Source organism: Bacillus sp. SRL337 (genome assembly GCF_984799155.1).
Genome location: NZ_OZ481793.1, coordinates 2,318,292 through 2,343,659 on the forward strand (window position 1 = coordinate 2,318,292; position 25,368 = coordinate 2,343,659).

Sequence of the window (25,368 nt, forward strand, 5' to 3'; positions counted from 1 at the left end):
AATTCACCTCAGATTGTTAAATCATTTTCCGATTTTATATCAATCGCATTTTTCAATAATTTTTGAAGAACAGCTGCGAAAACGCTGATGACCACTGATGCAAAAATGATAATCATCCCTATCAAAATAACACCTGGCGCATCGTCAATCTCCGCCATCATATAGAAGAATGGCATCCCCGCAATATAAAGGATACTAATGGCCAACGCATATTGCTTGATCTTTTTTAACGCCATTACAGACAAGTCTGAAAAAGCATTATTATTGTCAATGTAGGTTAAAAGCCTGTAAGACTGATATAGGGCTGCGAAATAAGGAATCGCCGATATGTACATAACAACGAAGACAGCATACAGCCAGGTAATCGCCTTAAAATGGTTTTCTGCTGCGTCGATGGCTGCCATAGGCAACCCTATGACACACGCGGCAAGAATGGGAACCCCGAGTAAAACCAGGGCAGCTTTCAAAAAAAGGGTTTCACGCTTCATCCAAACGCACCTCATTTAGTTAATGTTAATCTAAGTGTAATACACTCTTTATTGATATTCAATAAACTTTATTGATTACAGATTGGGAGAATAAATTGATTCTCTTGGTGCAATTTTCATGACAGGTTGTCGTCCTATCGGCAGTTTTCATATGGACATTTCCTAAAGCTTCATTTTACCTACGCTTTCTGCGCCATTTCCCCTTATAACAGATAGAATTTCATTTACCATTTGTGTGGTTGTATGGCTATCCTGCCTTCCACAAAGAAAAAGCTGAAGGATTCATTTTCTGTCCTTCAGCATACCTCATACTACAAAGTCAGCTTCCTGTTTGAATCGCTTGAACCAATTCCGCCAGACCGCCATCTTCATAAAATCTGATGGTATTGATTTTACCGGTTTCATAGATATTTACTCTCCCGGATATTTTCGTTACACTGGTTTGATTATCAGCGGATTTATAGTGGACATCGACGGTGAATTCGTATGCGTCTTCGTTATTCTCCTCTTTTTTACTGTCTATTTTGGCAGCTTCCAATTGATACCCCTTTGCACCTGCCAGTTCAAGAAAAGTCAGTTTATTGGTCATCAAATGGTCTTGAAGCCTGTTTTCTTCAAAGTAAGGCCCATACTCCTTTTGGTAATACGATAACAATTCATTTTGGTACTCTTGGCCGTTGTTTTTTTGGATATAGGCATCTTTTTTATCTAAAATGCTTTTGAACTCTTCAGTTGGACCGGAAAATGTTTTTTCTAAAACTGTTTCAATCACGTCGATGTTTTCATCCTGGGGAGCGGCTTGTTCCCAGATCGTGTTCGTGGCTATGAAGTAACCTCCTCCCATGAGGAAAATGGCAACGAAAGCGGCTGTTAATACATGATTGGACCATTGAAAGACCTTGCTTCTGTGTTTTTGATTCTCCATGCTAGTCCTAAGGTTGGAATACACTTCCTGTTTATCCGGTTCTTCCAATCGAATCGAATCCAACGATTTTAACCTATTGTCGAGTTCAGTATGTTCATCATGTTGTTTCATGGTCATATCCCTCCTTTTGCAATTGGTTTTTCAATGCCTGCATTCCTCTGAATAAGGTCGTTTTCACTTTACTCTCCTTCCATCCCAGCACTTCAGCTGTTTCCCGAATGGACAGGTCTTTGATCTTTCTTAAGATGATGACTTCTCGATACGGCCTCTTCAATTTGCTTAATGCGAGATATAACTGCCTTTCAGCTTCACCTATCTGCATGATTTTTTCCGGGGAATCATTAGTTGATGGAAGAGCCTTGAAGGAATCTGCCAAGTAACGAAGGGGTTTTCTTTTACGCATATAATCGATGGTGATATTTCTCGCAATGCGGTACAACCAATTCTTGTCGCTCGTTTTTCCTTTGAAATGATCCAGATGATGATAGGCTTTAAGGAACGTATCATGCGTTAAATCTTTGGCCTGTTCATGGTCACCGATCATGATTAAAATGAATCGATAAATTTCATCGCTATAAACCTGATACCAATCATGTATTTGGTCCTTTTTCATCTCTTTTTCCACACTTACCACCTCGCTTTACTCATTATCTTGGATGATTCACAATAGAGACGTATGAGCTGCAAAAAAGTTTCACTCTTTTACAGCCATAAAAAAAGGAGCATAAAATCGGTATGATTTTATGCTCCTCCTCTCTATCCTTACATTTGTTCTTTACTAAACGCCCTTTGGATCGCTTCTTCCAGCTCCATCTGCTCAAACCGGGATTTCGTATACCTCTTCGTGACGTTAATGTCTTTATGTCCCGCAAGGCGTGAGACAATTTCAAGGCTGACTCCTTTATCGACCAGCTGCTGGCAGAATGTATGGCGGAGCTTATGGGGATTCACATTGAACTTTTTTAACATGTATTGAATGGATCTTTCTGTCAATCTTTTCTGAGATTTCGAAACAAAGAGTGCGCCATTCCCTTGAGCTCCGTCTATATAGCTTTGTAAGGAAGATACGGCTTCCTCCGATAAGGGGATCATGCGCTGATCGCCAGTCGGGGCCTTGACGGTTACCCTTCTGGCTTCTAGATCCACATCGGTTCTGTTCAAACCGCATAGTTCCGAGACCCGCATACCTGTATGCAGAAGGGTATACACAATCGCTATATTTCGGCTGTTAGATTGTTCTTTTACTTTTTTTACCAAGGTGTCACATTGACTGTCAGAAAGACACTCAATCTCTTGTTTCTTTTCAGCTGTTTTGATGACAATTTCACTGGTTAGTTCCGGTTTTTTCAAGTATTTAGCATACGTCCTGATGGCTCCGAGTATTTTATCAGTTGTGACAGGGCTGCGACCCTGCTCCTCGAGAAAGTGGATGTAGTTCTGCACTTCCTGCCGGGAAAATTCTTCTAAGCTCTTACGGTCCTTTTGAAGCCAGTCCTGGTATTTTTTCAGTTCTCTTTCATAGGTGACTACCGTGTTAGCTGACTTCCCTTCTTGTTCAAGCCAAACTGTAAACTGTTCGATAACATCATTAGGAGACTGTCCCAAGATTCCAACACCCCTGTAAAAAGACTCTATTTCTTATATGTTAATGGCTTAAAAAAAGGAAGTCAACTTCTGCGAAGGAAATTGTATGTATTTTCAATTTTTTTCAACCTTACTCTGACACTATCATGTTAAAATGATAGTCATAACGAACAAAGGGGGGCGAAAAGTGGATTTCTTCCTTACGATAACGATCTGTTTTTTTGTCACCGGTTTTATGGTTCTGACATTTATCAAGCGTAGATTGGACAAAAAGAAGAGGACGGCTGCCCAACCCGTCGTCTGGTGGATAGAGGCGGCCACCCTTTGGGGAGTAATCAGTATCTTTCTTGTGGCCTTGTGGTTCAACATCCGATTCTAAAATGAAAAACGCATTGGAAATCCAATGCGTCTTATCCCGAACACTTCTATCTATAGGGGTATCCCCAGCCTGGTCCACAGCATGGGTACACGGGAGGCGGCGGGGGTGGTGGTGGTGGGTATCCGTAAAACGGCCTCGGAGATAATAAGGCAGACCCCAACAATCCTCCCGCCAATCCACCAAGGAATGGCCAGCCAAATCCAAATATTCGCTGGTCGTGGGTCTGATAAGGGTTTCTATAATACATTCACACTTACCTCCATTTCTCTAGGTATCTATACTATGTATATGCGCGGAGCCCTTGTCGGCTTGGGCATTTCATCTAAGACAAGCTGATAAATCCTTGGTTGGGGAAATAATCTGTTCAGTTGACCAAGTGCTTCCAGTACCTGCCATCTTGAATGTTCCCTGTTGGTCATCGCTATAGGAACGAAAAGCTGGCAAGTCGATGCAAAGCTGCAGTCTCCCCCTTGTCCTCCACCTGAACTGATCGTTTTTGTCTTATAAGCAGTCCCTTTACTTTCAAGCTTTCGTTTTACTAGCGAGTATTCACCAACATCCTGGATGGAATAGACTTTTTGAACCATTTAGCGTTTTTTTTACATACACTCACCTCCTGGTTATACAATTTGTCAATTTACGATTCTGCCATTTAAATAGTAGGATAATGGATGGGAAAGGACATTTTATGATAAAAAAAGTAAATGAAGCCGACTTTAGTACAATAAAAAATCTAGTCGAAGCACAAGCAAACCGGATCCCAACGTTCGCTTATTCGGTAATGGACGGAATGATCAGAGGGACCATTTATTCAGATGCAGCCTCTCCGAACTCGATACTGGTTGGCACAGGATCCGGTATTTATTTTGCTGCAGGCGACTATGACAACCAACAATTCAACCATTTTCTTAATGATCTTTATCAGCAACGAAAAAAGCAGCATTTGCGCTTCTCTTTGTTTTCTTCTTCAAAAGAGTGGGACAAAGTGTTGAAGGAGCAGTACAGCGAAGAGTTAAGGCAGATGAGCAGGTATTCTTTTGTTTTTGAGCATCAACAGGCTTTTGATTTTGCTGAAGCTCTGCCAAGTCCCTATCATCTACAGCAAATAGATGAAAAAATTATTAGTGCCAGCATTGAATTCAATAAAAGATATTATCGGGAGTATTGGGGATCGGTATCCAATTTCATTCGAAACGGATTTGGATATGCTATCATACATGAAGGAAAACCAGTAAGCGAATGTACATCCATTTTTTCTTCAGAAAGGTGTGCAGAAATCGATATTGCCACCCACAAAGATCATCGGGGAAAAGGATTGGCCTTTCATACAGCAAAAGCATTCATAAACCATTGCTTAATGAATGACCTCAACCCTCGCTGGGATTGCGATGAGACGAACGACTCGTCAATCCACCTGGCCCGGAAACTGGGTTTTAGTGATCCTGCCGTGTATTCGATTTTTATTAATCGCTTAGAAATCAGTTGAATCAAGAGTGGTCCACTCCATTAAAATAAAATCGTTGTCCATGTCTTTGACTTTGACAAATCCGCACTTTTTATAACTGGAAATCGCTCTTCCGTTTTGTCTTTTTACCTCTAATACAACTTTTGAGGCACCTTGGTTTTCAAGGAAATGCAGCATCAGTTGAATCATGTTCGTACCAATCCCTTTTCCCCACCATTCCGTTTTACCGATGAATTGGTCAATTCCATACATATTGCCTGAAGACAGGCCATATCTCTGCCATTCCGATTGGGGTACCTTGTAGTATTGGATATAGCCGATCGGCTTCTCTTTAAATTCGACGATACACGGGACTACATAATGGTCCCCATCAATTCTGGGACCATATTTTTCTATGACCATTTCTCTTGTTGATGGAGGTTCTTCATAGAACTCCAACACATTTGGATCATTCAGCCATTTAACCATCAAATCCACATCATCCAGCCTCATTAGTCTTATGGACAGCTCATTACTTAAGATCATCTGTATTCACCAGCACCCTCTTATACGTCAATTTCTTTTTAAGAACTTTTCCAGATAGAACAAAATCAAATAAATACCAATACCACAAGCAGCAATGATAAGAAAAGAGTTCATCACCAAATTGACATCAAGCTCATTAATAACTTGATAAACGTCTCCTTCACTGTTATGACGAATAAATGTCCACCCCTTGTATTCCAGAGTAAAAAAAGAGATGACAGAACCCAGGACCAACCCGGCGACAACCGCAATCCAGCCTTTTCTCATTGAGACACCTCCGTTTTCATTTTGAAAGGACCTTTATGATTTTTCTGTAAGCAAGCCGCTATACTTGGCGATCCGGCGCTTGGAAGAAATTCTTTTCTTCTCAAACCGGCGATTTCGGCACTTCAGTAAAGCTTATTCGTAAGCAGCCCCATGATCAAAACAACTACTGCGTTTAAAAAATAGATAAACGCATAGGCAACAGAAATCATTCCAGTACCAAACCCGTATTCGTCAAATGGACTGATTGAAACAGCGGTTAAAAAGAATATGACCGGGGTGAGCACCAATAGAATCAAACCAGAAATGACCCTTCTCTTCCTATTGCGTCCAGATATCTTAAAGACCAAAACATCTGTACTTGCAATCAGAACAATCAAAAGGACAATAAAGAATAAAAGCAATGGGTATCAGCTCCAAATGTTTTGGGTTCCTGTATTTCGTTAAGGAGTGTCACATATAAAAGTCGCCACAAATGAGGGCAATGGATATAATCAAAGCTTTTCAGAAGATGGAGACTTTTTTATATCCCCCCTTTTCAGAAAAAGGCATCAAACAAACTGCTGACAGAAAATATAACCGTTCCTGTTAGAAATTCCCCCTCGCCCAGCAGCATGGCCAAAGAGGATACCGCAGAAATAATAAACAACTTAACGAAGTTAGATGAAGGGTATTCTTCTATTCACTCTGCCCCTTACATCAATGGACGATTCGAGGCTTGTTTTAGTTTCAGTTGATTTTGGGGAAATTCAGCAACAGTCAAATCTTCTTGGTTACAAGTAACATGATGTATCTATTCAATTGAATCTCTTTTTACAGCGGAAGTCCGTGCGAATTCAGCTATATGTTCACTGATAATCCTGACAATACGGGAAACGGATAAGGCTCCATCGACAATAAGATCAGCAGTTGGTTTTATCGAATCTAACATCGCAAAATATCCCTGTCTTCCTTTATCAAGGTAGTTTTCCAAGTTCTCCAACACCTCAGATGCTGAACCACTTTTATGATCTCTCGTGATTCTGCGCGCCATCGCAATATCCAACGGGGTATCAATAAACACGGCAACGTCTACGAGATTCCGGGTTTGTCTGTGTGTATAGGCAAAAGGATAATCTAGCAATAGGTATTCCAGGGGTTCAGAACTTAACTTGCCAATATCACTGATAAGAGGAGACAGGTCCCACTCATCTGGATTAGATCCCTGCTCGATCCAATCCATCATGTCTGTTGGACCATCAAAGTCATAATCATCAAAGAACAATGCTGCACTATTCTGCAATGTTTCTTCTAAACGGGAAGTTATGGTCGTTTTCCCTCCGCCTGATACGGCAGCAATGGCAATGACGAGTGGTTTTGCCTTATTCATAGAAACACTCCCATCATTTATACTAAGGTTGTACTCCGATTTGGGTACATTCCCCCTCCAATCAAATCGTTTCATCCATTTCACCACCAGTACAACCTGTCAGAATAGCAGAGAAATTGGGTATAAGACTTAATAATAAATCTCCTTTTCTATCTAGAGATTACGGTTTCTTATAAAAAAAGCCTATCAATGTCGTAATACAGCCTATCGCAAAGAGAACCTGTACTAGACTCGAAGGAGAACCGTGCTGCGGGCTTGAGAGGTTCTGAATGAATATTCTGCCAAGGATAATGGCGATTCCTGCTAACATGATTTTGATTGGGTCTTTGATAAAGAGTCCTCCTCACACTATAGATTCCTTATCATGACTTGATTCCAAACGCTAACCATCTGCCATCGAAATCTTCTACAACAAATTCCCTGTTTTTTTCATTTCCATCACCTCGGCTCTTATTCCAGCAGCGTGGTAATAAGTTGGTTTATTTCAGTTTCATGATCCTGTCTGAAATGATTGATGAGTTCTTTCTTATATTCATTCCACACTTCTACCTGTTTCTCTGGCATTTGGTCTTGAGAGACAATTTCGTCATGCAATTTATTTTCCAATAACTTTTCCTTAATCGAATCGTAAGCATAGTCTCTGTAATACTCTTCAATCGTCATTCCCATTTCTTCAAGTATCGAATTGAACCTTTCGTCCTGTACTTGGCTGGCTGTTTCAATATTGAACTCAATGACATCTTGAATTTCTTCTTCTGACACAGATAACTCCTTGGCTTTGGCTTCGTAGAAAAGGATGTATTCATCTATTATTTTTTGTATTGCTGTTGATTGTGCATCCTCTGGTGTCAGCTTTGGGTCTATCTGTTGTAAACTTGCCATCCTTCTCTCGACCTTTTCGTCTGTTACATATTCATCGAGTCGTTCTATATCGATGGTTCCCCCCTGCTGTTCCGCTGTTCCACACCCCCATAAAATTGAAATGGTGAGCAGCATGACAATAAAAATTTTCTGCAACTATATCAACCTGCCTTTTTCTCAAAATCAAGCTATCCTTTAACGGAATTTTCTAATTTTATTTCCATACTTATTTTACCAGAGTTGGACTATTATACAAACAGGTTCGATGGATTACCCTTTCATTAACAAATCATAATCTTTTTCAATAAATTACGAAATTGGTACTATTCAGGATTAGAAAGCCGGGTGGAATATGCCTAAGGATTTTAACATGTACCAAGTGGAGCTGCGGCGGTAATAAGGGATTTTTGATGTAACCAGTGAGAGGAAAGCAGCATTCACAAACGCAGAGCTGTCCATCGTGGTAAATCAGTATCTGCCCAATTGCCTGTCCGCTTATAAAGATGGACGTCCCAAACAGCCATCAATTGTCGATCTTATTGCATACAAAAGGTGAGCAGTTCTCTGCTCACCTTTCTACTTCAAGCTTAGATACCTTCACCCGTATCAGTTTTTTTCAGGAGAAGATAATTTATTTCGATCGGCCGCAAGCGGCGGCAGTTCCATCCAGCCTTTTTCAATCATGATTCTGGCAGCCATTTCAACAAATTTGGAAAGTTTCATAAGCGATTTAGAATAAAGAAGACCTACATCGTGCCTACCATTGACAGCCACTGAATTCCCAAAAGCTCTAATCTTCATTGAAAACATATCCATCTTATGAAAAAGCATTAACTTATCCGAAAATGGGGAGAAAGTAGAATCGGTCACCAAATCATCTAGGAAAGAGGGCGTGGGTAAATCCTCTTTATGAAGCATCTTCATGTATTGTTCAACGTTTTTACCCGTCATTTCACGACCAAACTCAAACAATTCCCTTATCTTTTCGTCCTTTACTACTTGAGCGAATGCCAGGATCAAGGCTTTACTTGTGACATTGTTTTCAATGTTATCATAAAAGTGGGCGATTTCTAACGCATGCAGCGGACGAACATCTCCTAAGAATCCATTCAAAAAATTCTTACTAGAGAAATTGGGCTGCTCCGGAACAGGAATGATGGGTGGTTTTATAATCAGTCCTTTTCCCATTAAAATCTCTTTAATCTGGTCAGTCAAATCCATGGTGGCATCCATGGCATACCGGAAGAACTCTTTCACATCTTTTCTATAAACAAGTGGTATGGCTACTTGATAAATACTCAATCCGGCCTTTACTGCATATTTTAAATAATGTACATAGTATTCGTCTTGAAACAGCCGTGGTGCGCCCAGATTAACATCCTCGTCACTGAAACCTTTTGGATACGGAAACCCTTCCTTATCCATGATTTGTTTTATAGTTTCCATGAATTCTGTACTTAGCATCAATGCATTTTCTAAAAGGATTTTGATATCTTGATTTTCCACATGCTGAAGATAGTACCTCAAAATCTGTTTAGACATGCTGTTTCCCATATAGGTGGCCCAAAGTTTTCCCATTTCTGCAGATGTTAGCTTTTCGTTTGTGTTTGTCTTGTATGACTCTATTTTCAACGGCTTGATTGTTTTCATGGATAATCCTTTCCCGACGTTTTTTTTAGTATTCAACGTAACAGGATTCTTATTCTCTTGATTGCACTCTCTTCCGGAGCTCCTTTACCAAGGAAATCATAGGAGTGTACCTCAAAAAAAAAGACCTCCCCCCAGAAAATGGGGAAGTCATTCGGACCGCAAAATCTTCTCCATCGCTTTTCCTCTTGCTAATTCATCAATCATTTTATCCAGATAGCGAATTTCCTGCATTATGGGTTCTTCGATTTCTTCCACTCGGACACCGCAGATTACTCCTTTAATGAACATTCGCGAAGGATTCATTTGAGGAGCCTCAGCAAAAAAGGTCTCAAAGTCTGTATGTTTTTCCAATTGTGTATCCAGCTCTTCCTGGCTATATCCAGTCAGCCATCTGATGATTGTATCGACTTCTGCTTTAGAACGGCCTTTCTTTTCTGCTTTCGCAAGATAATGTGGATATACACTTGCGAAACTCGTCGTAAAGATTCTATGCTTTTTCATTAAACACACTCCTTATCTTTGCTATTTTCTTTATTATAGGCTGTTTTCGTATTGAATGTTGCTCTTGGAAAAAACCCAAAGGCAAAGGGCGTATGTTTTGGTTGTATACCAGGGCTTTTCGATCTAATAATTCGCTTTCCATTCAGTGAAATAGCAACATAAACTAACTCATCCTTATATTCTTTTCTGCTTTTTACTTCCAGTTGTGCTGCCAAACTGCCATTCCCTTCCCGGTGCTATCATTGTTTACTTCTTAATAAAAAATGGTTATGAAGGAATACTATTTCTATTAATGTAGAATCGGGGGAAGAGCGTGCTTACTTTTTCTTTTATTCTTATCTCTATTATAGGATGTATAGGATTTTGTATCATAAATACACTTCCTAAAATAAAGGTCATTCCGTTGTGGTTGTTTATTTTACTCAGCTCTGGTTTGCTGTTCAATTCAATATCCAGCAACTTAGGGTATATAAAAAAACCAATGAATCCTGATCCTTACCTGACCTATATACTCTTGCAGTATATAGTAGTTCCCCTCGCTTTCCTTACCATCATGAACCTATACCGTAAACCATTACGTCCGCTCAAAGTGTTTGCAGCGTTGATGTGCCCCTTTATATTAAGCCTGGCAGAGGTCGGGGTGGAACGTCTGGGTGTCATTCTTTACATTGAATGGAATTTCGGTTTATCACTGCTTCTTTGGTATTCCCTAACCTTTATGGTTATTGTCTTTTATCATTTCATTGATTTAACTGTCCCGAAGAAAGTGGGTTCACATGTTTAATTTCCCTATCCATTTTGACACAAATGAATATTTTGTCCTTATAACGATGGCTCTTTTAATCCTACTTTTCCTTGCGGTTCCTAAAATACTGCCCAAGGGTATGACTTTAACCATTCTTTTATATTTTGCTGTACTAGGATTCACTGCAGACATTTTAATCGGAGTGGATTATCCTTATGATTTTTATAAAGTCATGGATTCTTCAAAATTGGAGGTATTTGACCTGTTGATATATGGCGTTAACTATCCGTTTTTTGGTTATTTCTTCTCTTATATATTTTATAAATTGAAGGAAAGAAAGTTCACTGTATGTTTATTCGTTCTTTTATGGTGCTTACTGACTACTTTCATTGAGTGGATTTCAGTAAAGTTTAACGTTTTCAACTACAACCATGATTGGAATATAGGTTATTCCCTGCTCTCTTATGTACTGGTTTATACGTTGAGTGTATTTGCTATAACCTATTTAATAAAGATTTGGCAAACTCACCAGACCTGCGTCAATCCCCGTTGAAAAATCTGGATAGTACAAAAAAGAAAAACCCTCCCTTACACTGCATAATCGGTCAAGAACCGACTAGCAGTGAGGGGGGATTAATAGGAAGCATTCCCTTTTACATCTCGCCGATATACTCCGATTGCGGGCGGAATATCACGTTGTTTTCAGCCTGCTCCAGGACATGTGCAGTCCAGCCTACCACCCGGCTAGCCGTGAATGTCGGGGTGAAAAGCTCCGTCTTTAGGTCGATCGATTTCATGATGGCTGCAGCGTAAAATTCGACATTCGTATAGAGTGACCTGCCGGGTTTCACCTCTTCCAACACCTCAATGGCCGTTGCCTCAACATGAAGGGCAAGGTCCAGTGAAGGGTCGGCCCCGCTTGATTCCAACAGTTTCTTCCTTAATGCAACCGCACGAGGGTCATGAGTTTTGTAGACCCTATGGCCAAACCCCATCAGTCTTTCCCCATTCATTACCATTTCTCTTATGACGCTTTCCGCTCTTTCCGTTGTCCCGATTTCGTTCAGCAAGTCCATCACACCTGCAGGAGCTCCGCCATGCAGCGGACCTTTCATCGTGCCGATTGCAGAAGTGATGGCCGATACCATATCGGATTCACTGGAAGCCGTTACCCGCGCTGAGAATGCGGAGGCATTCATGCCATGTTCGAGCGTCAGAATCATATAGGTCTCCAGTGCATTGGCCACAGGCTCCGAAGGTATATCGCCAGTTAACATATAGAGATAGTTAGCCACATGATCCATTTCAGGATCTGGTTCGACATAAGGTGTTTCCTCCTGCAGGCTGTGCCGGTACGCAATGATGGACGGAATGACTGCCGTCAGCCTGATTGCCTGGTCAATCGTCGGTTTCCAGGAATAGGTGGTTGAACCTTCTGCTGACACAGCGGTTCTCAGCACACTCATCATGTCCATATCTTTTGGAAGCTCCCTGATGAGGGCTTTCATTGGTGCTGTCAAAGTCCGGTTTTGACGCAGCTTCGACTGCAATTCTTCCACCTCAGTTTGGGAAGGCAGCTGCCCATACCAAAGCAGATAGGCCGTTTCCTCGAACGACAGCCTTTCCGCTATTTCCCGGATTTCCTTCCCGCGGTAAATTAAGATTCCCTTTTCCCCATCTATATGGCTGATCTTCGTCTCGGCTGCCACAATACCTTTTAAGCCTTGTTGAAACATTTCCTCACACCCCTTTATTGTCATTAAATTCATTGTATAATAGACATACAATTAAGAAAATTAATGATATTTAAAGCGTTTGATTTAAATTGTTAATTAAGGGGTGAAGCGCATGGAACTGAACTGGTTAAGGACATTCATTACGGCTGCACAGTACAGTAATTTCAGAAAGGCATCAGAGGTGCTTTTCATCTCGCAGCCATCAGTGACAGTACATATTAAACAATTGGAAAAAGAACTTGGGGTCTCCTTGTTTGACAGAGAAGGAAAAACGCTTAAGTTGTCAGAGGCCGGCAGATTATATTTGAATCATGCCCGCCAGTTGATCGGGTTTTATGAAGATGGCATTACGGAGCTTCAATCGTACAGGCAGGGATACACAGCAAAATTGACGATCGCGATTTCGCCATTGATCGCCGATAATGTCCTTCCCTATGTATTAAAACAGTATCTGAAAAAACATCCTGAAGTCGAGATCTCAGTCAAAATCATTGAGTCGACAGAGATTGAAAAAGCGGTCCTGGAAGAAAGAGTCGATATCGGCTTGTCCTGCCTGGGAACGTTTCATCCTCAATTGGAAACGAAATTGCTTTACACAGACAAGGTGATCATGGTGGCACCTCATGATGGACGGGATGCTGAATCGGCTTATCCCCTTGACGAAGAAGAACTCCTGGCCCACAATTACCTGCTGACCCATAACCACCCAGACTAATGGAATGACTTATGCCGGACTATAAAATCGTTTTATCCGGCGACACGCATGATGGAAGTTTCGCAAATTCATATAACGAAGCGGTTCATTGTCGAAGGCCTCGGAGTCTCCTATCTCCCCTCCTCAACAGTCAGACGCGAGCTGTTGGAAGGCAGGCTGTTGGAGGTCCGCACTAATATCTTCAAGTTGCCGGAAGCCGAAACGTACGCGATTTTGAAATATGAACACAAGGAACAAAAGGAATTTCTGAAGTTCCTTTCAGGGTTCAGATTATAGCCCCCTGCCCTGCTCGTTAAACATCTCAATAATCAACCGGATGCTATGAACCCGTCCGGAAAATAGAAACAAATCATCATAGTTTTGTTGAACAAATTCTTCGAGAATAACGATTTTTTCGTTCACCTTTTCAATGTTCATCAAGGTTTGCTTTTCTTCGCTCTCGTATTTGGTCAATCGAAACAATTCATCTGCCAAGATTTGAAATCGGAACTCCTCCATAAGCAGTTTTAAACGGTACAGGATATCCTTATTTAGTACGATGAATGAATGCTGCTCAACTGTTCGATCGACCAAGTCAATGAATCCTTGAAGATTGACCGCCAGCAGCTTGGCTCTTTCGATATTGAAATTCATGTCAGCGCCTCCCCCCTTTTATTTATGTATAAGGGGCTGGTTATGGATTGATTCCGGTATTAAAAAATTTTTATAAAAGTGCCTAGTAATAGGTATCAAGGAAGCCTCTGATCTCCTGGTTCATGTCCATTACATACTGGCCGGAAGGAAAATGGCCCATATCAAAAGATTTCAAAGCCGTTAGATGAGGCATTATTTCTCTTGCAGTCGATTTCAGACTCTTTTCGGGAAAAAAGATATCGTTCTTCCCGGCTATAACCAAGGTGGGGGCTGTATAATTTCTCAACTCTTTTTTTGTTGTTAATTTAGGCATATCCTGCTCGAGTTTTACGTGTCTGAAAATATCCCCGATAATTTCTTGATCCACCTTTTTCATGGCAGAGCCTGATAAGGCATCGGCTATCTTACCAAGGTGTTTTTCTGATGAGTTCAGTTTGAACAAAAGTAATGGAATCAAAACATCTTTGATCATTTTTACTTTCGAGCCCATATTGATCCCTGCTGGAGAAACCAACACAGAGCAGGCGATCTTTTCCGGTTTATAGGCGGCCAATCGTAAAATGATTCCTCCTCCATAAGAAGGTCCGATGAAGGCGCTGCGCTTCACCTCGAAATAGTACATCAGTTCTTCAATCCACTCCGCAAAACTGTGATCCCTGGCAGAGATCCTGGTTTCATCGCTGTAACCTGGGTGGCCTATCGTGTCGGGGGCATAAATTCTATAGGTATCCGCTAAGGTAGAAAACCAGGAAAGCGTCATAGGATTGATACAGTTCCCACCCTGAAAAATAAACAACGGTTTTCCATTCGGAGGACCTGCTGTAAGGACATGGGTGATTCCGTAACTGGTATCCACATAGACCCTTTCGACCTTAATGCCCAGTGATGTCACATAGTCCTCATAGTGCTGCGTGATCACCTGTTTGCCTTCTTTGCTTTTGTAAATGGATGTTTGTTTCATCTTTCATCCCCGCCTGACTTTTGCCTATTGGTATACTAATTCAACAGAGACGGTCCATTCACCTACTGCTATCGTCCAATTTTCAGAAAGAAATGGTGGATTCATTTACCCATTTTGAAAAATTTATTCTACTTCTTGATCTAGATCCCAGAATCCTTGGCAACGTTCGGGACATAGAAAGAAAGACCTTGCAGATTCAACTGTTATCCGTTCCCATCAGTGGTGAAGTGAATTCTGAAAGGACAACCGGAGTAATGGGATGTATACTTAGGGAAGCGTTATCTTTGATCTATAGGGATTAACGAAGATTGATTCAGAATTGCAGATTGAGATAAATAAGTCGGAGTAAAAATTATTTTAACAGGTATTCATCCCGGCATAGCCAAGAATGCGATAGAAACCGGGAGTACTTTCTGTAGAATTCATAATGAAGAGAATTTTAAGAAGCGATTTGAAGCATATCAAGTTGGCTCCCCCTTATATACTTATTGATTCTAAATATAGGGGGGCCATGTAGTAAATTCATTTCTTTCTTTTGATGTGTTATTTTAAACTTAACTCCTCTAGCAATTTCCCCAATGACAAATCACTCATTGAACTCATCCGGCGTTTGACTACTGGAAACTCCAAGTGTTTAGTCGTATGGTTGGGGACAAGGATACAAGTTAAGCCTGCCTCTATGGCAGCAAGTGCCCCATTCGCAGAGTCCTCAAAAGCGAGACATTCCGAAGGGGAAACACCCAAATCATTCACAGCCAATTTATAAAGTGCGGGATCCGGCTTCACTTTTTCAACATCATCAGCTGTCCGTATCGTTTCAAAAAAAGGACTCAAACTAAGATTCTCTAAGTGAGTAGAAACCCAAGTGTGATTTGAGCTGGATGCCAAACCAATCCTTAATCCTTCTGTTTGCGCGGCAGTCAAGTATTCCACGACCCCGGGACGAGGGCCGAGATTCATTATGCGTTCATTAAACTTTTGCTGATTATGAGCCTTCCATCGTTTCCTGTCGACTTTTTTCGTTACCAGTTGCCTATCCAGCACATCATATATAGATACATTACTTTTAGAACCAATGTTTTGAATCCATTCATAATATGGAAATTCCATTTCATGGTGGCTGAACATTTCTTGAAATACTTCAACGTGCAAGGTTTCCGTATCTAAAATCAGTCCATCAAAGTCAAAAATGACCGCTTTATACATTCACCTCATCCTCTACATTAAATGTTAAGTGATATCATGTTCCAACCTTAATTTCACCCGTTCCGCAATTAAATAGTACTTTGAATAATGGACCGGTGACTGGCTTTCCCCGTATATAACTTTATCCACTAAGACAAGCAAATTAAAACTGTTCACCTTTAATTGGGCTTGAAGTTCCTCATCAGGATGAACAAACTCCAGGTTTTTGTTCACTTTTTTAAATTCAATCCCATATTCATCATTGATAATTTTAAAGGTAGAACTTTCAGGAGCTATTTTTTCTTCAATTCCCGGATAAAGATCCACCGGTAAATAAGCATAGTCCAAGCTGAGTGCCTGGTCATTACGGAAAACTTTTCTTACAAGTTCAATATACTCATCATATTTATTGTGGAAAATTTTATTTAAGTGAGTATTGCTTTTTACTCTTTGTATAGAAAGAATGTCTTTGGTAATAGTATCGTTTTCAGTGGTTAGGCCTTCTGAAAAACCCTGCAAATCCAACAAATGAATCTCTTTTCGAGGAGCACTGACGAACGTTCCTTTACCCCTGACAATTTTAAGAGTTCCTTCCTCTACAAGTTCCTTAATGGCACGCCTGATTGATATCCGGCTGCCCTTAAACAATTCACCGAGCTCTTTCTCAGTGGGGATGCGATCCCCTTCTTTCAATCCATTAGAATCTATATATTTTTTTAGTCCGGTCATAATTTCTTCGTATAAGTAGAACTGATCGCGACCAGGATTGTCTTTTTCCATTTTTCAACGCCTCAATATCTTAATTTTACAAATAATTATACATGAAAAAGAGCTGAAATGAAATTCATCCCATTTTAGCAGGATAGCCGAAACCTCCGTATTCCTGGCAGGTCCTTTCAGCAGACATGGTTCCCTTTTCGATTGCTTTCTCTATATTATGGTTCTTAACATACTCGGTTAGGAACCCGGCAATCAAACTATCTCCTGCACCCATGGTATCCACTACTTGAATTGGCCATAACGTCTGCTGATACACCTTGTGATCATGAATAAATACAGCAGGATTTCCTCCACGGGTTACGCCGATGATTTCAAATTGAAAGGGAGCCAGGTCCGTGATGAAATCCTGAAGTTCTTGCTCCGAGAGTTCAGCTGCTGAGAAGAAAGCATAAGAGACAAAGGGAGCAATAGATGAAATGTACTCTATATCTTTACGATTGGAAAAGTCATAAGAAACGTTTATTTGTTGAGAGAGTTTAGGAAGTTCACTTTCCATTGATGAGTAACAGCTAACATGACATAAATCAAATTGCTTAATGTAGTCCAGTTCCTCGGGGATAAGCTGTATTTTAAACCGATGCTGAACAGTGTCTTTAGGGCCTCCAACAAAAACCCTGTCATTATCTTTTGTTAATGCTACTTTTGGTTGTCCCGTGATGCCAGTAGCTTCCCTTGCATATTGGATGTCAATTCCTTCCTTCTTCAGTACTTCTTGGATATGTTTTGCTGGTTCATCCGTAGCGAAAATTCCAATGTACGCTACACTACTTGCACCATTCCGCTTCGCATTAACAGCTACGTTAACACAATTCCCTCCAGGAAAATACTCGTTTCGATCTAGATAACAGTCTACGACATTATCACCAACAGTAAGTAATTTCATATGTCTTTATCCCTACCCTTTCACTGAGCCTTCTGATAAGCCTCGAACTAAATATTTTTGAAGAACAATCAATAATATAATCATAGGTACTGATGCAATCACCATACCGGATAATAAGACTCCCCAATCCGTTCGTAATGCATCCCTGAAGACCATCAACCCTGATGGAATCGTTTTCAATTCACTGGAATTGATAAAAACCGTTGCAAATAAGAATTCATTCCAAGCATAAAATGCATTGATAATCACGGACGTAATGACAATGGGGATTGATAATGGCAAGTAAATTCTCCAATAGATTCCAAATTCACTGCAGCCATCGATTAACGCAGATTCTGAAAGTTCATGCGGAACTGTTATGAAAAAGGCCCGTATTAAGATGATTGTAAGCGGAAGCCTGTAAGCTACATAAGTTAGAATTAACGCCCACCTAGTATCAATTAAATGAAGGAACGATAAAATCTCAAATAGAGGAATTAAAGCCACCTCTGGATTCATCATCAATCCGCCTATAATAAATAGAAGAGCGGCATCAATCCAGCGATTGCGATAACGAGCCAAAATAAATGCAGCCATTGTACCGGATATCACAGTAAGAAGTATGGAAAACCCAGTAACGTAAGTACTATTTATAAAATAGTTTTGAATTCCTTTTTCCCAAGCTAATTTGTAATTTTCAAAGTGCCATTCACTAGGCAATGCCCAAACATTTGAATAGATTTCTTGATAACTTTTAAAAGAAGAGATAATCATCCAGAAAAGTGGGTATAGAACCATTAGTGCAAAAATCAATAAGCCAAGGAAGATCAAATTTCTAGTGATACGGGTTCTAATCGGCATGTAACTTCTTTTGGCGGATGGGAAAATTGATTTTTCAGGTGTAAGGGTTTCTATTTTCATCCTCAATCTTCCTTTCCTGTTTTAGACACTTTAATTTGGACTAAAGCAAAGATAGCTGACAGCAAAAACATAAGCGTTGCGATCGAGGAAGCATAACCCATGTTGTCCTTAAAGAATCCATTCTGATACATATGGACTGCCAGTGTCATAGAACTGTTCCCTGGGCCTCCATTGGTTAGGATATACGGTTCGTTAAAAACCAAAATCGAACCAGTTACTGTAATTAATAGATTCACAAACATCGTTTCTTTTACTTGTGGAAGGGTTATATGAAAGAATTGACGTACCTTGCCTGCCCCATCGATTCGAGATGCCTCATACAATTCATTTGGGATTTTTTGAATCGCTACGATGAATAACATGGTAATCAAACCGATGCTTTGCCATTGTGACATAGCGATGACACTATAAATCGCCGTTTCTGAATTCCCAAGCCATGGCCTTGCAAGATCCCCTAAACCGATCAGCTCCATGAAGCTGTTCAATATACCAATTTGAGGATTGTAAACAAATCCAAACAATAGCGCGATGACTGATATGGAGATCATAACTGGAATGAAGTATATGACTCTTAGTGCCGGAGCTACTCTGTGAAACAACTTATCCTCCAGGACACTCGCCAAAATCAGGGCGAAGAATATCTGAAAAACGACAGATATAATGGCATATTTTACATTGTTTAAGAATGCAATTCCGATCACATTATCCTGGAATAATTCTTTTATGTTACTTAATCCTACAAAGGTTTTGGAATCAGAGAATACATTAAAGTCAAAGAAACTATTATAGAAGTTTTGAATTAGGGGTATGTAAATGAAAACACCTAAAAATAGTACTGTAGGCAATAAAAATAAAATTGGTATTAAGTTAATTCTTTTCGCCATACGTATCACCCACTTTCAAGATAGTTAGAAAGCCCCGACACCCGAATGTCAGGGCCCTCCCCTTTACTGACTTATTTTAGCTGCTTCGTCTTGTACCTCTTTCATTATGTCCTCTGGTTTCTTTTGTTTAGTAGCGAGTTCCTGGCCTCCACGCATGAAGATATCGGCTATACTGATATCTACTGCATTATCAAACCACGATGCTGTACTAGGTGCATCCATCACAATCTGGTAAGCTTCATAGCTGGTAGAACTTGTGTTTTCTTCAGTTACTCCATTCTTGATAGCATTTAACTGGCCATCTGTTTCTGTGAATTCCTGAGCTGTTTCCTCAGAAGTCAAGAATTTCAGAAACTCAACAGCTTCTTCAGGTGCATCCTTGCTGAGCATCCATCCTTCAGGTGCACCCGTTAGAGAATCCGCTCGCCCTTCTCCATCCTCCACCTCGGGGAAGTTAAAGAAACCAATGTCCACATCTCCAATGTCTTGAACCAAGCCTACTTCGGCAAATTGCATATAAAGGACGGGAACTTCACCTGCAGCAAACATATTTCTGGCTGCTTCATGATCGATTGCTGTAGAAACATCACCCATATAAGTGGTCAATTCCTGAAAGATTTCGAGTCCTTTGATATAACCCTTGTCGGTGAAAGGGGCATCACTTACAAGCTCGTAGTCTTGTTCACGAACCTCAGGATCGACTACCCTGTCAAAAATCGTCCCCATATAGTGAGAAACAGCCCATGCATTCGTCAAACCTTCAACAAGAGGAGTCTCATATCCAGCAGATTGTAAATCATCCAATGCCTTGATCAACTCTTCGTAAGTTTTCGGAACATTAAGATTATTTTCTTTAAAAATCTGTTTGTTGTAGAAAAAAGCTTTTCCATCTACAGTAAAGGGAATGCCATACGTAACGTTATCAAAAGTAAAGCCTCCATACTGTGATTCAAGGATGTTCCCGCTCCATTCTTGATCTTCGTTGATGACATCATTCAATTCTTTAATTCTCCCGGAACTTACGAGATTCTCAGCAAAGGAATCTGACCATGATGAGAAGATATCCGGCAAACCTTCATTCGACACCAACACTCTGATCTTTTCCTTGTATGAATCATTCAGAACAGAGTCAACATTAATCGTCACACCGGGATGAGATTCCTCGAACTCTTTGATTTTCTCATCATAGAATGATTTTCTCGGTTCATTTGGCCAGCGGTGAAAGAAGTCGATAACGACCTCGTCCTCATTTGCACCGGAACTTGACCCAACAGATGAGTTGCATCCTGATAGAATACCAGCTGCGGTTACCCCTGCTAAAAGAAGGCTGATCACTTTTTTCATATAATCCCCTCATCCATACCGTATTTTTTAAAAGATTTTACACCAATTCTATGAAAATTAATACTCCATTTTCCACATATATCTTCTTACAGAAAGAGGATGACCTGTATATTCTGCTAAACCATCAGCATAAAGACGCATTACTGGACCTGCTAATGCAGGACCAAAGTACTCTTTCAAGTCTCCATCCACACCGCTGTAATCAAACTTGGTAACGTCTACTACTTCTACATTGTCACTGTATTTTGTGACAAAATCCAATGCACGTTCATCTAGTGGCTTACTTGGCCCTTCACCGACAATCAGCAGGAATGGAACATCAAAATCTGTTATTTCAAATGGCCCGTGGAAATATTCTCCTGAATGAATAGCATTGGAATTGATCCATAGCATCTCCATTAGAAGGCAGCTCGTGAATGAGTAGGCATGATGGATGTATGCACCGCTTGCCATGGTATAGATTGTCTTTTCTCTTTTATTACGCTTGCCGAATTCAAATGCCGCTTCTTTATGCTCCACCTGATTCTTTTCAATCAATTGTCCAAGATTACGTAATTGGTTAATACCTCGATCATATTTTTCATCTCCTGTAAATGTTTTCAAGAGTTTAAAGATGAATGTGTAGAAGATTCCTATTTCGCCATCAATGGCATCTGATCCGTCTTTATAATTGTAGTGGAGGACATATTCTGCTTCTTTACAGAGTGGAGATTCAACATCCATAGAGATGGCAACCGTCAGAGCACCTTTATTTCGTGCATATGTAGCTGCCTTAACTGTTTCAGGTGTTGTTCCAGAATGAGACCGAAGGATAACCAGACTATTTTCATTCAAAGATTTAGGATCCAAGTGAACAAATTCATTTGAAGTGTACACAAAACTTGGTTTACCAGTATCCTTTGTTAGGAAATAATCCCCGAATGATAAGGATGCCATTGATCCGCCGCATGCTACGAAAAATACATTTTGAATGTTTTTGTTTTGGATTTCTTCAATGGCATTTTGGATTTGATTAACATGTTCTTGCTTCATTGAAGTTCCCTCCTTTCCGTTCTTTTTAATTGCCGATTGAGATAATGATTGTGTCATAAAAGCACCTCCGAAATTTTATGATGTCTCATAACATCATATTGTTGATTATAATACGTCATATGACGTTATAGGTCAATACTGTTTTTATAATTTTCTTAATATTTTCAATAAACAAATAACGACTTATTTTGCAAAAGTCGTTGTGAATATATAGTAGAATAATAAAAAAGAGTGACTTCTTTTTTGGAATGTCCACTCTGCTTATGTAAGTAATTCAATTAAAAATACTGAGATAATTTTTTACTCTTGATAGAAGATTACGTTTATAACAAAAAAAGACTTTCCCATATGAGTGGAAAAGCCTTTTTTCAATCTCCCTATCTTAGACAACAGTATTTCTACGCTCATCCTTACATGGCAAACCAGCCAATTGCAAATCTGGCTAACACAGCCTCAGCAACGTACTTTGTGAATTATATAAATGATCTTCGTTGATTAAAAAATTATACTCCGGTTCGTACTCCTTCTCCAACATACTTGTTCTTATAACTCTATACCAACTACCTAAAGCTGTTAATATCAGCAAACTAACTATTTAGGTACTGATCTTTGAACGAATTAAAAAAAGGACTTTCCCTTAATAAATAGAATGTATGGTTAGGGAACAGAACAAAAAATTTCAGAAGGGTGATTAAATGAATATTCTATGGGACTTTGACGGAACATTGTTTGATACATATCCCGCTTATACCAAGGTGCTTTCGACTGTGCTTGGAGAAAATGCTGACCCTGAAGACATCTACAAGCAGCTGAAAATATCCTATACACATGCTATGAATTATTATCAGTTTTCCCAAGAAGATGAAGCAGCTCTAATTGAACTAAGGAAAAAACTAGCTCCTGAAGATATGAAACCATTTGAGCATGTAGAAAAAGTTCTTAAGTGGGCAGACAAGAATGTCATCATGACACACAAGTCAAGGAAAGGCGTCATGGCGATTTTGAAGCACTATGGCTGGGAGAAGTATTTTTCTGACATTGTGACGATTGACGATGGCTATGCCCGGAAGCCCGACCCCGAAGCTTATGTTTACTTGCACCACAAGCATGGAATCGACTTGGCGATCGGAGACAGGGAACTGGATTTGATTCCCGCTAACCAATTGGGGATCGCCACGTGTATTTTTCAGAGTGAGTGCGAGATTGCTGATTATCAGCTGCAGGATTACGCTGACTTTTTTAGATTGGATCTATTTGCCAATAATCCAACTACATAATATGATTCAGCAAACTAATCAATTTTTCAGGGATATAGCTAAGGCGGCACCTTTCAGAAGGAGCCGCCCATTTTGTTTCCCGCATCACGTTTTTACATGACTGGCATTTATTGAGGTATGACCAGCAGGATTAGTGGAATGAAAACACCACCTGCATGGAACTTTTAAAAAAGTCCAGTGCCTTATGCTCTTACCTTTCTGGCCGACCATTGACTCAGCGTTTCCCCGGCCATGACCCTTGCATTTTTCTTAATTGAATGATCTGACCTGTATGATAGGCATCATGAAGCAGAATGTCCAGCAGTTTTTCTTCCAATGAATCCCGGACCAGGACCTGTTCAGAAATCGTACTTAAAGCCTGATTAAGTTTGACATGGGCACTTTCAGCCCGCTCCACTGCCTTCTTCCATTCGTTATCATCATTGGATGGAACGGTAAGCATAAAGGTGTCATCACCATCCAGATTATTTTTCCACTCCCGGCCTTCCAGATTTGCGGCAAGCCTCTCTTTGTAATAGGTAAGATGATTTACGTTCTCCCAAATCGTTTTTGCCGCTTCCCCGCTTGCTTTCCAGTTCGCCTGGTCAGCATTCAAACCCTCTATCGCATGTCTGAATGGTGCATACCAGTTTTCTCTGTCGAAAGTGGAATTTAACAGCTTTAAAAGTACATCCCTTCGATTCATTCGTTTCCCTCCTAACTTTAAAGTTCCAGTAGCTATTTAGGTTCTGCATTTTATTAAAACCTCCTCCTTCCTTATCTAAAAATGAAGAGGCGGTCTCATATCAATGACACCACTTAATTTTTCACCTCAAAATATCCTGTAAGGTTTTATCCAGTGTATCGAAAACAAAGGTATACCCTTCCCGTTCGAGTCTGTCCGGCACCACCCATCGGCTTTTAAGTACCAATTCCGTTTCTGTTTTGATTAGAAGAGACCCTATTTCAAGCATCCATTTAGGTGACGGGAGACCAAATGGCACATTCATGGTCTTCCTAAGTTTACTCATTAACTTACGATTGCTGACTGGGTTAGGAGCAGAACAATTAAAGGTGCCGCTTAACTCTTTTTTATCTCTTAAAAAAAGAATGATTTGATATAAATCTTCGATATGAATCCAGCTGAACATTTGGTCTCCAGACCCCTGATTGCCCCCCAAACCGAACCTCACCAGATTCTTGTATGGAATCATGACACCGCCGCCTTTGCCAAGAACGATGGCAATCCGCAAAGCGATTTGTCTTGTTTCAGGTAAGGAAAAGGAAAAGAACGCTTCTTCCCAATTTGTTGCAACGTCAACAGAGAACCCGCTCCCAATTTCACCTTCTTCGTCTGTCATGGGCCGATCTTCGGCATGACGATAGATCGTTGCTGTACTGGAGTTCATCCAAACCTCGGGTGGTTGATTGCACGAAAGAACTGCTTCACCCAGCATTCTTGTTGTTCGGATGCGGGATTCCATGATTTCCTTTTTATTCTCTTCATTGTATCGGCAGTTCACGGACTTCCCGGCCAGGTTGATAAGAAGCTCAGCACCTTCTAACGCCTCTACAATGGCTGTTTTGTCATCCCAGGAAATATTCGGTGTCTGCCTGGAAATGATTTTGACCTCATAGCCTGCTTTTGTAAATTTAGTATTAAGGTATTCTCCAATAAAACCTGTCCCTCCTGCTATGACCACTTTTTTCATAAAATCACTCCATTTCCATTACATAGTGTGTTTAGTTAAATTCTACTAGAATCACAGACTATTTGGTAAAAATATACTCAAAAAAAGATGTATTTCTTAATCTTCAAGAAATACGTCTCTTTATGGGGAAAGGCTATTGAAAAAAGTGATCAGCACGATGAGTCTTCCTATGGCAACATGAATCAGGACGGCTAATGCTGTCCCTGCTTTGAGAAATTGGGGGGGCATCTGTTCTGATCGTCGGTTTTTTGGGGATACGGACAGGTTGCTATTTTTGTGCCAGCAGCTATTGAGACTGTCTGCTCGAACTTGCAGCCGGTTTTTCTTGGTTCCTTGCTTTTTGCGACTCACTTCTTGGAATCGGCCGCCCGGTGTCTCGATTCTGGCCTTTTCGCGACTCCAATCATGGAATCGGAGCATAGCTGTCCCGATTCCGGGCTTTTCGTGACACCTACCATGAAATCGGACGCTCGGCTGTCCCGATTCTGGGCTTTTCGCGACTCCAATCATGAAATCGGTCACTCAACTGTCCCGATTCCGGGCTTTTCGCGACACTAATCATGGAATCGGACGCTCAACTGTCCTGATTCC

31 protein-coding genes and 1 pseudogene are annotated in these 25,368 nt (G+C 40.5%); 6 read left to right on the forward strand and 26 right to left on the reverse strand.

Annotated features, from left to right (window positions below):
* Positions 1 to 8: 8 nt before the first annotated feature.
* From AC4E8A_RS11670 to AC4E8A_RS11685, 4 genes are all read right to left on the reverse strand, one after another.
* Positions 9 to 488: a DUF2975 domain-containing protein gene (locus AC4E8A_RS11670; protein WP_490198703.1), complete on the reverse strand. Its 480-nt coding sequence runs from the start codon at positions 486 to 488 to the stop codon at positions 9 to 11.
* A 319-nt stretch (positions 489 to 807) separates the two neighbouring features.
* Positions 808 to 1,524 carry a hypothetical protein gene (locus AC4E8A_RS11675; protein ID WP_490198705.1) on the reverse strand — a complete coding sequence of 239 codons (717 nt, stop codon included), beginning with the start codon at positions 1,522 to 1,524 and terminating at the stop codon, positions 808 to 810.
* Positions 1,511 to 2,038, reverse strand: a complete 528-nt coding sequence (locus tag AC4E8A_RS11680; RefSeq protein ID WP_490198707.1) for an RNA polymerase sigma factor — start codon at positions 2,036 to 2,038, stop codon at positions 1,511 to 1,513. The genes AC4E8A_RS11675 and AC4E8A_RS11680 overlap by 14 nt, the downstream gene beginning before the upstream one ends.
* 137 nt (positions 2,039 to 2,175) lie before the next feature.
* Positions 2,176 to 3,018, reverse strand: coding sequence for a tyrosine-type recombinase/integrase (locus AC4E8A_RS11685; RefSeq protein ID WP_490198708.1), 843 nt, complete (start codon positions 3,016 to 3,018; stop codon positions 2,176 to 2,178).
* Positions 3,019 to 3,184: 166 nt separating this feature from the next.
* On the opposite strand from AC4E8A_RS11685, the gene AC4E8A_RS11690 reads away from it, so the two are divergent.
* A complete protein-coding gene (locus AC4E8A_RS11690) occupies positions 3,185 to 3,376 on the forward strand; it encodes a hypothetical protein (protein ID WP_490198710.1) in 192 nt (63 codons plus the stop codon).
* A gap of 46 nt (positions 3,377 to 3,422) precedes the next feature.
* On the opposite strand, the gene AC4E8A_RS11695 is transcribed toward AC4E8A_RS11690, so the two are convergent.
* Both AC4E8A_RS11695 and AC4E8A_RS11700 read right to left on the reverse strand, forming a co-directional pair.
* Positions 3,423 to 3,623 (reverse strand): hypothetical protein, encoded by a 201-nt coding sequence (locus AC4E8A_RS11695; RefSeq protein ID WP_490198711.1) that lies wholly within the window; start codon positions 3,621 to 3,623, stop codon positions 3,423 to 3,425.
* 28 nt (positions 3,624 to 3,651) lie between these two features.
* Entirely contained in the window at positions 3,652 to 3,963 is a 312-nt protein-coding gene (locus AC4E8A_RS11700; protein WP_490198713.1) for a hypothetical protein, read from the reverse strand.
* A 101-nt stretch (positions 3,964 to 4,064) separates the two neighbouring features.
* Here AC4E8A_RS11700 and AC4E8A_RS11705 point away from each other — a divergent pair, with 101 nt between their 5' ends.
* The gene (locus AC4E8A_RS11705) at positions 4,065 to 4,862 is read left to right on the forward strand and encodes a GNAT family N-acetyltransferase (RefSeq protein WP_490198714.1); all 798 of its coding nucleotides are present in this window, start codon (positions 4,065 to 4,067) and stop codon (positions 4,860 to 4,862) included.
* Here AC4E8A_RS11705 and AC4E8A_RS11710 read toward each other — a convergent pair.
* The 8 genes from AC4E8A_RS11710 to AC4E8A_RS11745 form a co-directional block, all read right to left on the reverse strand.
* Positions 4,848 to 5,366 (reverse strand): GNAT family N-acetyltransferase, encoded by a 519-nt coding sequence (locus tag AC4E8A_RS11710; RefSeq protein ID WP_490198715.1) that lies wholly within the window; start codon positions 5,364 to 5,366, stop codon positions 4,848 to 4,850. The two genes, AC4E8A_RS11705 and AC4E8A_RS11710, sit on opposite strands and share 15 nt — an antisense overlap.
* Before the next feature lie 27 nt (positions 5,367 to 5,393).
* Complete coding sequence (locus tag AC4E8A_RS11715; protein WP_490198717.1) at positions 5,394 to 5,633, reverse strand: hypothetical protein; 240 nt, start codon at positions 5,631 to 5,633, stop codon at positions 5,394 to 5,396.
* A 122-nt stretch (positions 5,634 to 5,755) separates the two neighbouring features.
* The gene (locus AC4E8A_RS11720; RefSeq protein WP_490198718.1) at positions 5,756 to 6,034 is read right to left on the reverse strand and encodes a hypothetical protein; all 279 of its coding nucleotides are present in this window, start codon (positions 6,032 to 6,034) and stop codon (positions 5,756 to 5,758) included.
* A 389-nt stretch (positions 6,035 to 6,423) separates the two neighbouring features.
* On the reverse strand, positions 6,424 to 6,999 hold the full coding sequence (locus AC4E8A_RS11725; protein ID WP_490198720.1) for a nucleoside/nucleotide kinase family protein: 576 nt from the start codon (positions 6,997 to 6,999) through the stop codon (positions 6,424 to 6,426).
* 450 nt (positions 7,000 to 7,449) lie between these two features.
* Complete coding sequence (locus tag AC4E8A_RS11730; RefSeq protein WP_490198722.1) at positions 7,450 to 8,016, reverse strand: SurA N-terminal domain-containing protein; 567 nt, start codon at positions 8,014 to 8,016, stop codon at positions 7,450 to 7,452.
* A gap of 450 nt (positions 8,017 to 8,466) precedes the next feature.
* Positions 8,467 to 9,510 carry a DUF3231 family protein gene (locus AC4E8A_RS11735; RefSeq protein ID WP_490198724.1) on the reverse strand — a complete coding sequence of 348 codons (1,044 nt, stop codon included), beginning with the start codon at positions 9,508 to 9,510 and terminating at the stop codon, positions 8,467 to 8,469.
* Between the two features lie 147 nt (positions 9,511 to 9,657).
* Positions 9,658 to 10,011 (reverse strand): DUF2200 domain-containing protein, encoded by a 354-nt coding sequence (locus AC4E8A_RS11740; protein WP_490193346.1) that lies wholly within the window; start codon positions 10,009 to 10,011, stop codon positions 9,658 to 9,660.
* The gene (locus tag AC4E8A_RS11745) at positions 10,011 to 10,226 is read right to left on the reverse strand and encodes a hypothetical protein (RefSeq protein ID WP_490193347.1); all 216 of its coding nucleotides are present in this window, start codon (positions 10,224 to 10,226) and stop codon (positions 10,011 to 10,013) included. The genes AC4E8A_RS11740 and AC4E8A_RS11745 overlap by 1 nt, the downstream gene beginning before the upstream one ends.
* 98 nt (positions 10,227 to 10,324) lie before the next feature.
* Here AC4E8A_RS11745 and AC4E8A_RS11750 point away from each other — a divergent pair, with 98 nt between their 5' ends.
* Positions 10,325 to 10,795, forward strand: a complete 471-nt coding sequence (locus AC4E8A_RS11750; RefSeq protein WP_490193348.1) for a hypothetical protein — start codon at positions 10,325 to 10,327, stop codon at positions 10,793 to 10,795.
* A complete protein-coding gene (locus tag AC4E8A_RS11755) occupies positions 10,788 to 11,309 on the forward strand; it encodes a hypothetical protein (RefSeq protein WP_490193349.1) in 522 nt (173 codons plus the stop codon). The genes AC4E8A_RS11750 and AC4E8A_RS11755 overlap by 8 nt, the downstream gene beginning before the upstream one ends.
* 100 nt (positions 11,310 to 11,409) lie before the next feature.
* Here the strand turns inward: AC4E8A_RS11755 and AC4E8A_RS11760 are convergent, their stop codons facing one another.
* Positions 11,410 to 12,492 carry a citrate/2-methylcitrate synthase gene (locus tag AC4E8A_RS11760; RefSeq protein WP_490193350.1) on the reverse strand — a complete coding sequence of 361 codons (1,083 nt, stop codon included), beginning with the start codon at positions 12,490 to 12,492 and terminating at the stop codon, positions 11,410 to 11,412.
* A 112-nt stretch (positions 12,493 to 12,604) separates the two neighbouring features.
* On the opposite strand from AC4E8A_RS11760, the pseudogene AC4E8A_RS11765 reads away from it, so the two are divergent.
* Positions 12,605 to 13,483: pseudogene (locus tag AC4E8A_RS11765) on the forward strand (LysR family transcriptional regulator).
* Here AC4E8A_RS11765 and AC4E8A_RS11770 read toward each other — a convergent pair.
* The 9 genes from AC4E8A_RS11770 to AC4E8A_RS11810 form a co-directional block, all read right to left on the reverse strand.
* Positions 13,478 to 13,840 (reverse strand): hypothetical protein, encoded by a 363-nt coding sequence (locus AC4E8A_RS11770; protein ID WP_490193351.1) that lies wholly within the window; start codon positions 13,838 to 13,840, stop codon positions 13,478 to 13,480. The pseudogene AC4E8A_RS11765 and the gene AC4E8A_RS11770 overlap by 6 nt on opposite strands.
* Before the next feature lie 82 nt (positions 13,841 to 13,922).
* Complete coding sequence (locus tag AC4E8A_RS11775; RefSeq protein ID WP_490193352.1) at positions 13,923 to 14,801, reverse strand: alpha/beta fold hydrolase; 879 nt, start codon at positions 14,799 to 14,801, stop codon at positions 13,923 to 13,925.
* 543 nt (positions 14,802 to 15,344) lie between these two features.
* Positions 15,345 to 16,007 carry an HAD family hydrolase gene (locus AC4E8A_RS11780; protein WP_490193353.1) on the reverse strand — a complete coding sequence of 221 codons (663 nt, stop codon included), beginning with the start codon at positions 16,005 to 16,007 and terminating at the stop codon, positions 15,345 to 15,347.
* A gap of 24 nt (positions 16,008 to 16,031) precedes the next feature.
* Entirely contained in the window at positions 16,032 to 16,766 is a 735-nt protein-coding gene (locus AC4E8A_RS11785) for a GntR family transcriptional regulator (RefSeq protein ID WP_490193354.1), read from the reverse strand.
* Between the two features lie 64 nt (positions 16,767 to 16,830).
* Entirely contained in the window at positions 16,831 to 17,649 is an 819-nt protein-coding gene (locus tag AC4E8A_RS11790; protein WP_490193355.1) for a PfkB family carbohydrate kinase, read from the reverse strand.
* Positions 17,650 to 17,661: 12 nt separating this feature from the next.
* Positions 17,662 to 18,549 (reverse strand): carbohydrate ABC transporter permease, encoded by an 888-nt coding sequence (locus AC4E8A_RS11795; RefSeq protein ID WP_490193356.1) that lies wholly within the window; start codon positions 18,547 to 18,549, stop codon positions 17,662 to 17,664.
* Positions 18,550 to 18,551: 2 nt separating this feature from the next.
* Positions 18,552 to 19,433 (reverse strand): carbohydrate ABC transporter permease, encoded by an 882-nt coding sequence (locus tag AC4E8A_RS11800; RefSeq protein WP_490193357.1) that lies wholly within the window; start codon positions 19,431 to 19,433, stop codon positions 18,552 to 18,554.
* 63 nt (positions 19,434 to 19,496) lie between these two features.
* On the reverse strand, positions 19,497 to 20,777 hold the full coding sequence (locus AC4E8A_RS11805) for an ABC transporter substrate-binding protein (protein WP_490193358.1): 1,281 nt from the start codon (positions 20,775 to 20,777) through the stop codon (positions 19,497 to 19,499).
* Between the two features lie 57 nt (positions 20,778 to 20,834).
* Complete coding sequence (locus AC4E8A_RS11810; RefSeq protein ID WP_490193359.1) at positions 20,835 to 21,809, reverse strand: SIS domain-containing protein; 975 nt, start codon at positions 21,807 to 21,809, stop codon at positions 20,835 to 20,837.
* 695 nt (positions 21,810 to 22,504) lie between these two features.
* Between AC4E8A_RS11810 and AC4E8A_RS11815 the strand changes: the two genes are divergently transcribed.
* Positions 22,505 to 23,086 (forward strand): HAD-IA family hydrolase, encoded by a 582-nt coding sequence (locus tag AC4E8A_RS11815; protein WP_490193360.1) that lies wholly within the window; start codon positions 22,505 to 22,507, stop codon positions 23,084 to 23,086.
* Positions 23,087 to 23,300: 214 nt separating this feature from the next.
* On the opposite strand, the gene AC4E8A_RS11820 is transcribed toward AC4E8A_RS11815, so the two are convergent.
* Together AC4E8A_RS11820 and AC4E8A_RS11825 are read right to left on the reverse strand one after the other, a co-directional pair.
* Positions 23,301 to 23,771, reverse strand: a complete 471-nt coding sequence (locus AC4E8A_RS11820) for a DinB family protein (RefSeq protein ID WP_490193361.1) — start codon at positions 23,769 to 23,771, stop codon at positions 23,301 to 23,303.
* Between the two features lie 121 nt (positions 23,772 to 23,892).
* A complete protein-coding gene (locus AC4E8A_RS11825) occupies positions 23,893 to 24,777 on the reverse strand; it encodes a TIGR01777 family oxidoreductase (protein ID WP_490193362.1) in 885 nt (294 codons plus the stop codon).
* Positions 24,778 to 25,368: the final 591 nt, after the last annotated feature.

Excerpts from the sequence above, each read along its gene's own strand:
- AC4E8A_RS11675 (WP_490198705.1), bottom strand. The coding sequence starts at position 1,524 with ATGAAACAACATGATGAACATACTGAACTCGACAATAGGTTAAAATCG.
- AC4E8A_RS11815 (WP_490193360.1), top strand. The coding sequence starts at position 22,505 with ATGAATATTCTATGGGACTTTGACGGAACATTGTTTGATACATATCCC.
- AC4E8A_RS11810 (WP_490193359.1), bottom strand. The coding sequence starts at position 21,809 with ATGAAGCAAGAACATGTTAATCAAATCCAAAATGCCATTGAAGAAATC.
- AC4E8A_RS11785 (WP_490193354.1), bottom strand. The coding sequence starts at position 16,766 with ATGGAAAAAGACAATCCTGGTCGCGATCAGTTCTACTTATACGAAGAA.
- AC4E8A_RS11715 (WP_490198717.1), bottom strand. The coding sequence starts at position 5,633 with ATGAGAAAAGGCTGGATTGCGGTTGTCGCCGGGTTGGTCCTGGGTTCT.
- AC4E8A_RS11695 (WP_490198711.1), bottom strand. The coding sequence starts at position 3,623 with ATGTATTATAGAAACCCTTATCAGACCCACGACCAGCGAATATTTGGA.
- AC4E8A_RS11795 (WP_490193356.1), bottom strand. The coding sequence starts at position 18,549 with ATGAAAATAGAAACCCTTACACCTGAAAAATCAATTTTCCCATCCGCC.
- AC4E8A_RS11775 (WP_490193352.1), bottom strand. The coding sequence starts at position 14,801 with ATGAAACAAACATCCATTTACAAAAGCAAAGAAGGCAAACAGGTGATC.
- AC4E8A_RS11740 (WP_490193346.1), bottom strand. The coding sequence starts at position 10,011 with ATGAAAAAGCATAGAATCTTTACGACGAGTTTCGCAAGTGTATATCCA.
- AC4E8A_RS11825 (WP_490193362.1), bottom strand. The coding sequence starts at position 24,777 with ATGAAAAAAGTGGTCATAGCAGGAGGGACAGGTTTTATTGGAGAATAC.
- AC4E8A_RS11670 (WP_490198703.1), bottom strand. The coding sequence starts at position 488 with ATGAAGCGTGAAACCCTTTTTTTGAAAGCTGCCCTGGTTTTACTCGGG.
- AC4E8A_RS11800 (WP_490193357.1), bottom strand. The coding sequence starts at position 19,433 with ATGGCGAAAAGAATTAACTTAATACCAATTTTATTTTTATTGCCTACA.
- AC4E8A_RS11790 (WP_490193355.1), bottom strand. The coding sequence starts at position 17,649 with ATGAAATTACTTACTGTTGGTGATAATGTCGTAGACTGTTATCTAGAT.
- AC4E8A_RS11700 (WP_490198713.1), bottom strand. The coding sequence starts at position 3,963 with ATGGTTCAAAAAGTCTATTCCATCCAGGATGTTGGTGAATACTCGCTA.
- AC4E8A_RS11760 (WP_490193350.1), bottom strand. The coding sequence starts at position 12,492 with ATGTTTCAACAAGGCTTAAAAGGTATTGTGGCAGCCGAGACGAAGATC.
- AC4E8A_RS11735 (WP_490198724.1), bottom strand. The coding sequence starts at position 9,510 with ATGAAAACAATCAAGCCGTTGAAAATAGAGTCATACAAGACAAACACA.
- AC4E8A_RS11805 (WP_490193358.1), bottom strand. The coding sequence starts at position 20,777 with ATGAAAAAAGTGATCAGCCTTCTTTTAGCAGGGGTAACCGCAGCTGGT.
- AC4E8A_RS11755 (WP_490193349.1), top strand. The coding sequence starts at position 10,788 with ATGTTTAATTTCCCTATCCATTTTGACACAAATGAATATTTTGTCCTT.
- AC4E8A_RS11725 (WP_490198720.1), bottom strand. The coding sequence starts at position 6,999 with ATGAATAAGGCAAAACCACTCGTCATTGCCATTGCTGCCGTATCAGGC.
- AC4E8A_RS11780 (WP_490193353.1), bottom strand. The coding sequence starts at position 16,007 with ATGTATAAAGCGGTCATTTTTGACTTTGATGGACTGATTTTAGATACG.
- AC4E8A_RS11710 (WP_490198715.1), bottom strand. The coding sequence starts at position 5,366 with ATGATCTTAAGTAATGAGCTGTCCATAAGACTAATGAGGCTGGATGAT.
- AC4E8A_RS11705 (WP_490198714.1), top strand. The coding sequence starts at position 4,065 with ATGATAAAAAAAGTAAATGAAGCCGACTTTAGTACAATAAAAAATCTA.
- AC4E8A_RS11770 (WP_490193351.1), bottom strand. The coding sequence starts at position 13,840 with ATGAATTTCAATATCGAAAGAGCCAAGCTGCTGGCGGTCAATCTTCAA.
- AC4E8A_RS11820 (WP_490193361.1), bottom strand. The coding sequence starts at position 23,771 with ATGAATCGAAGGGATGTACTTTTAAAGCTGTTAAATTCCACTTTCGAC.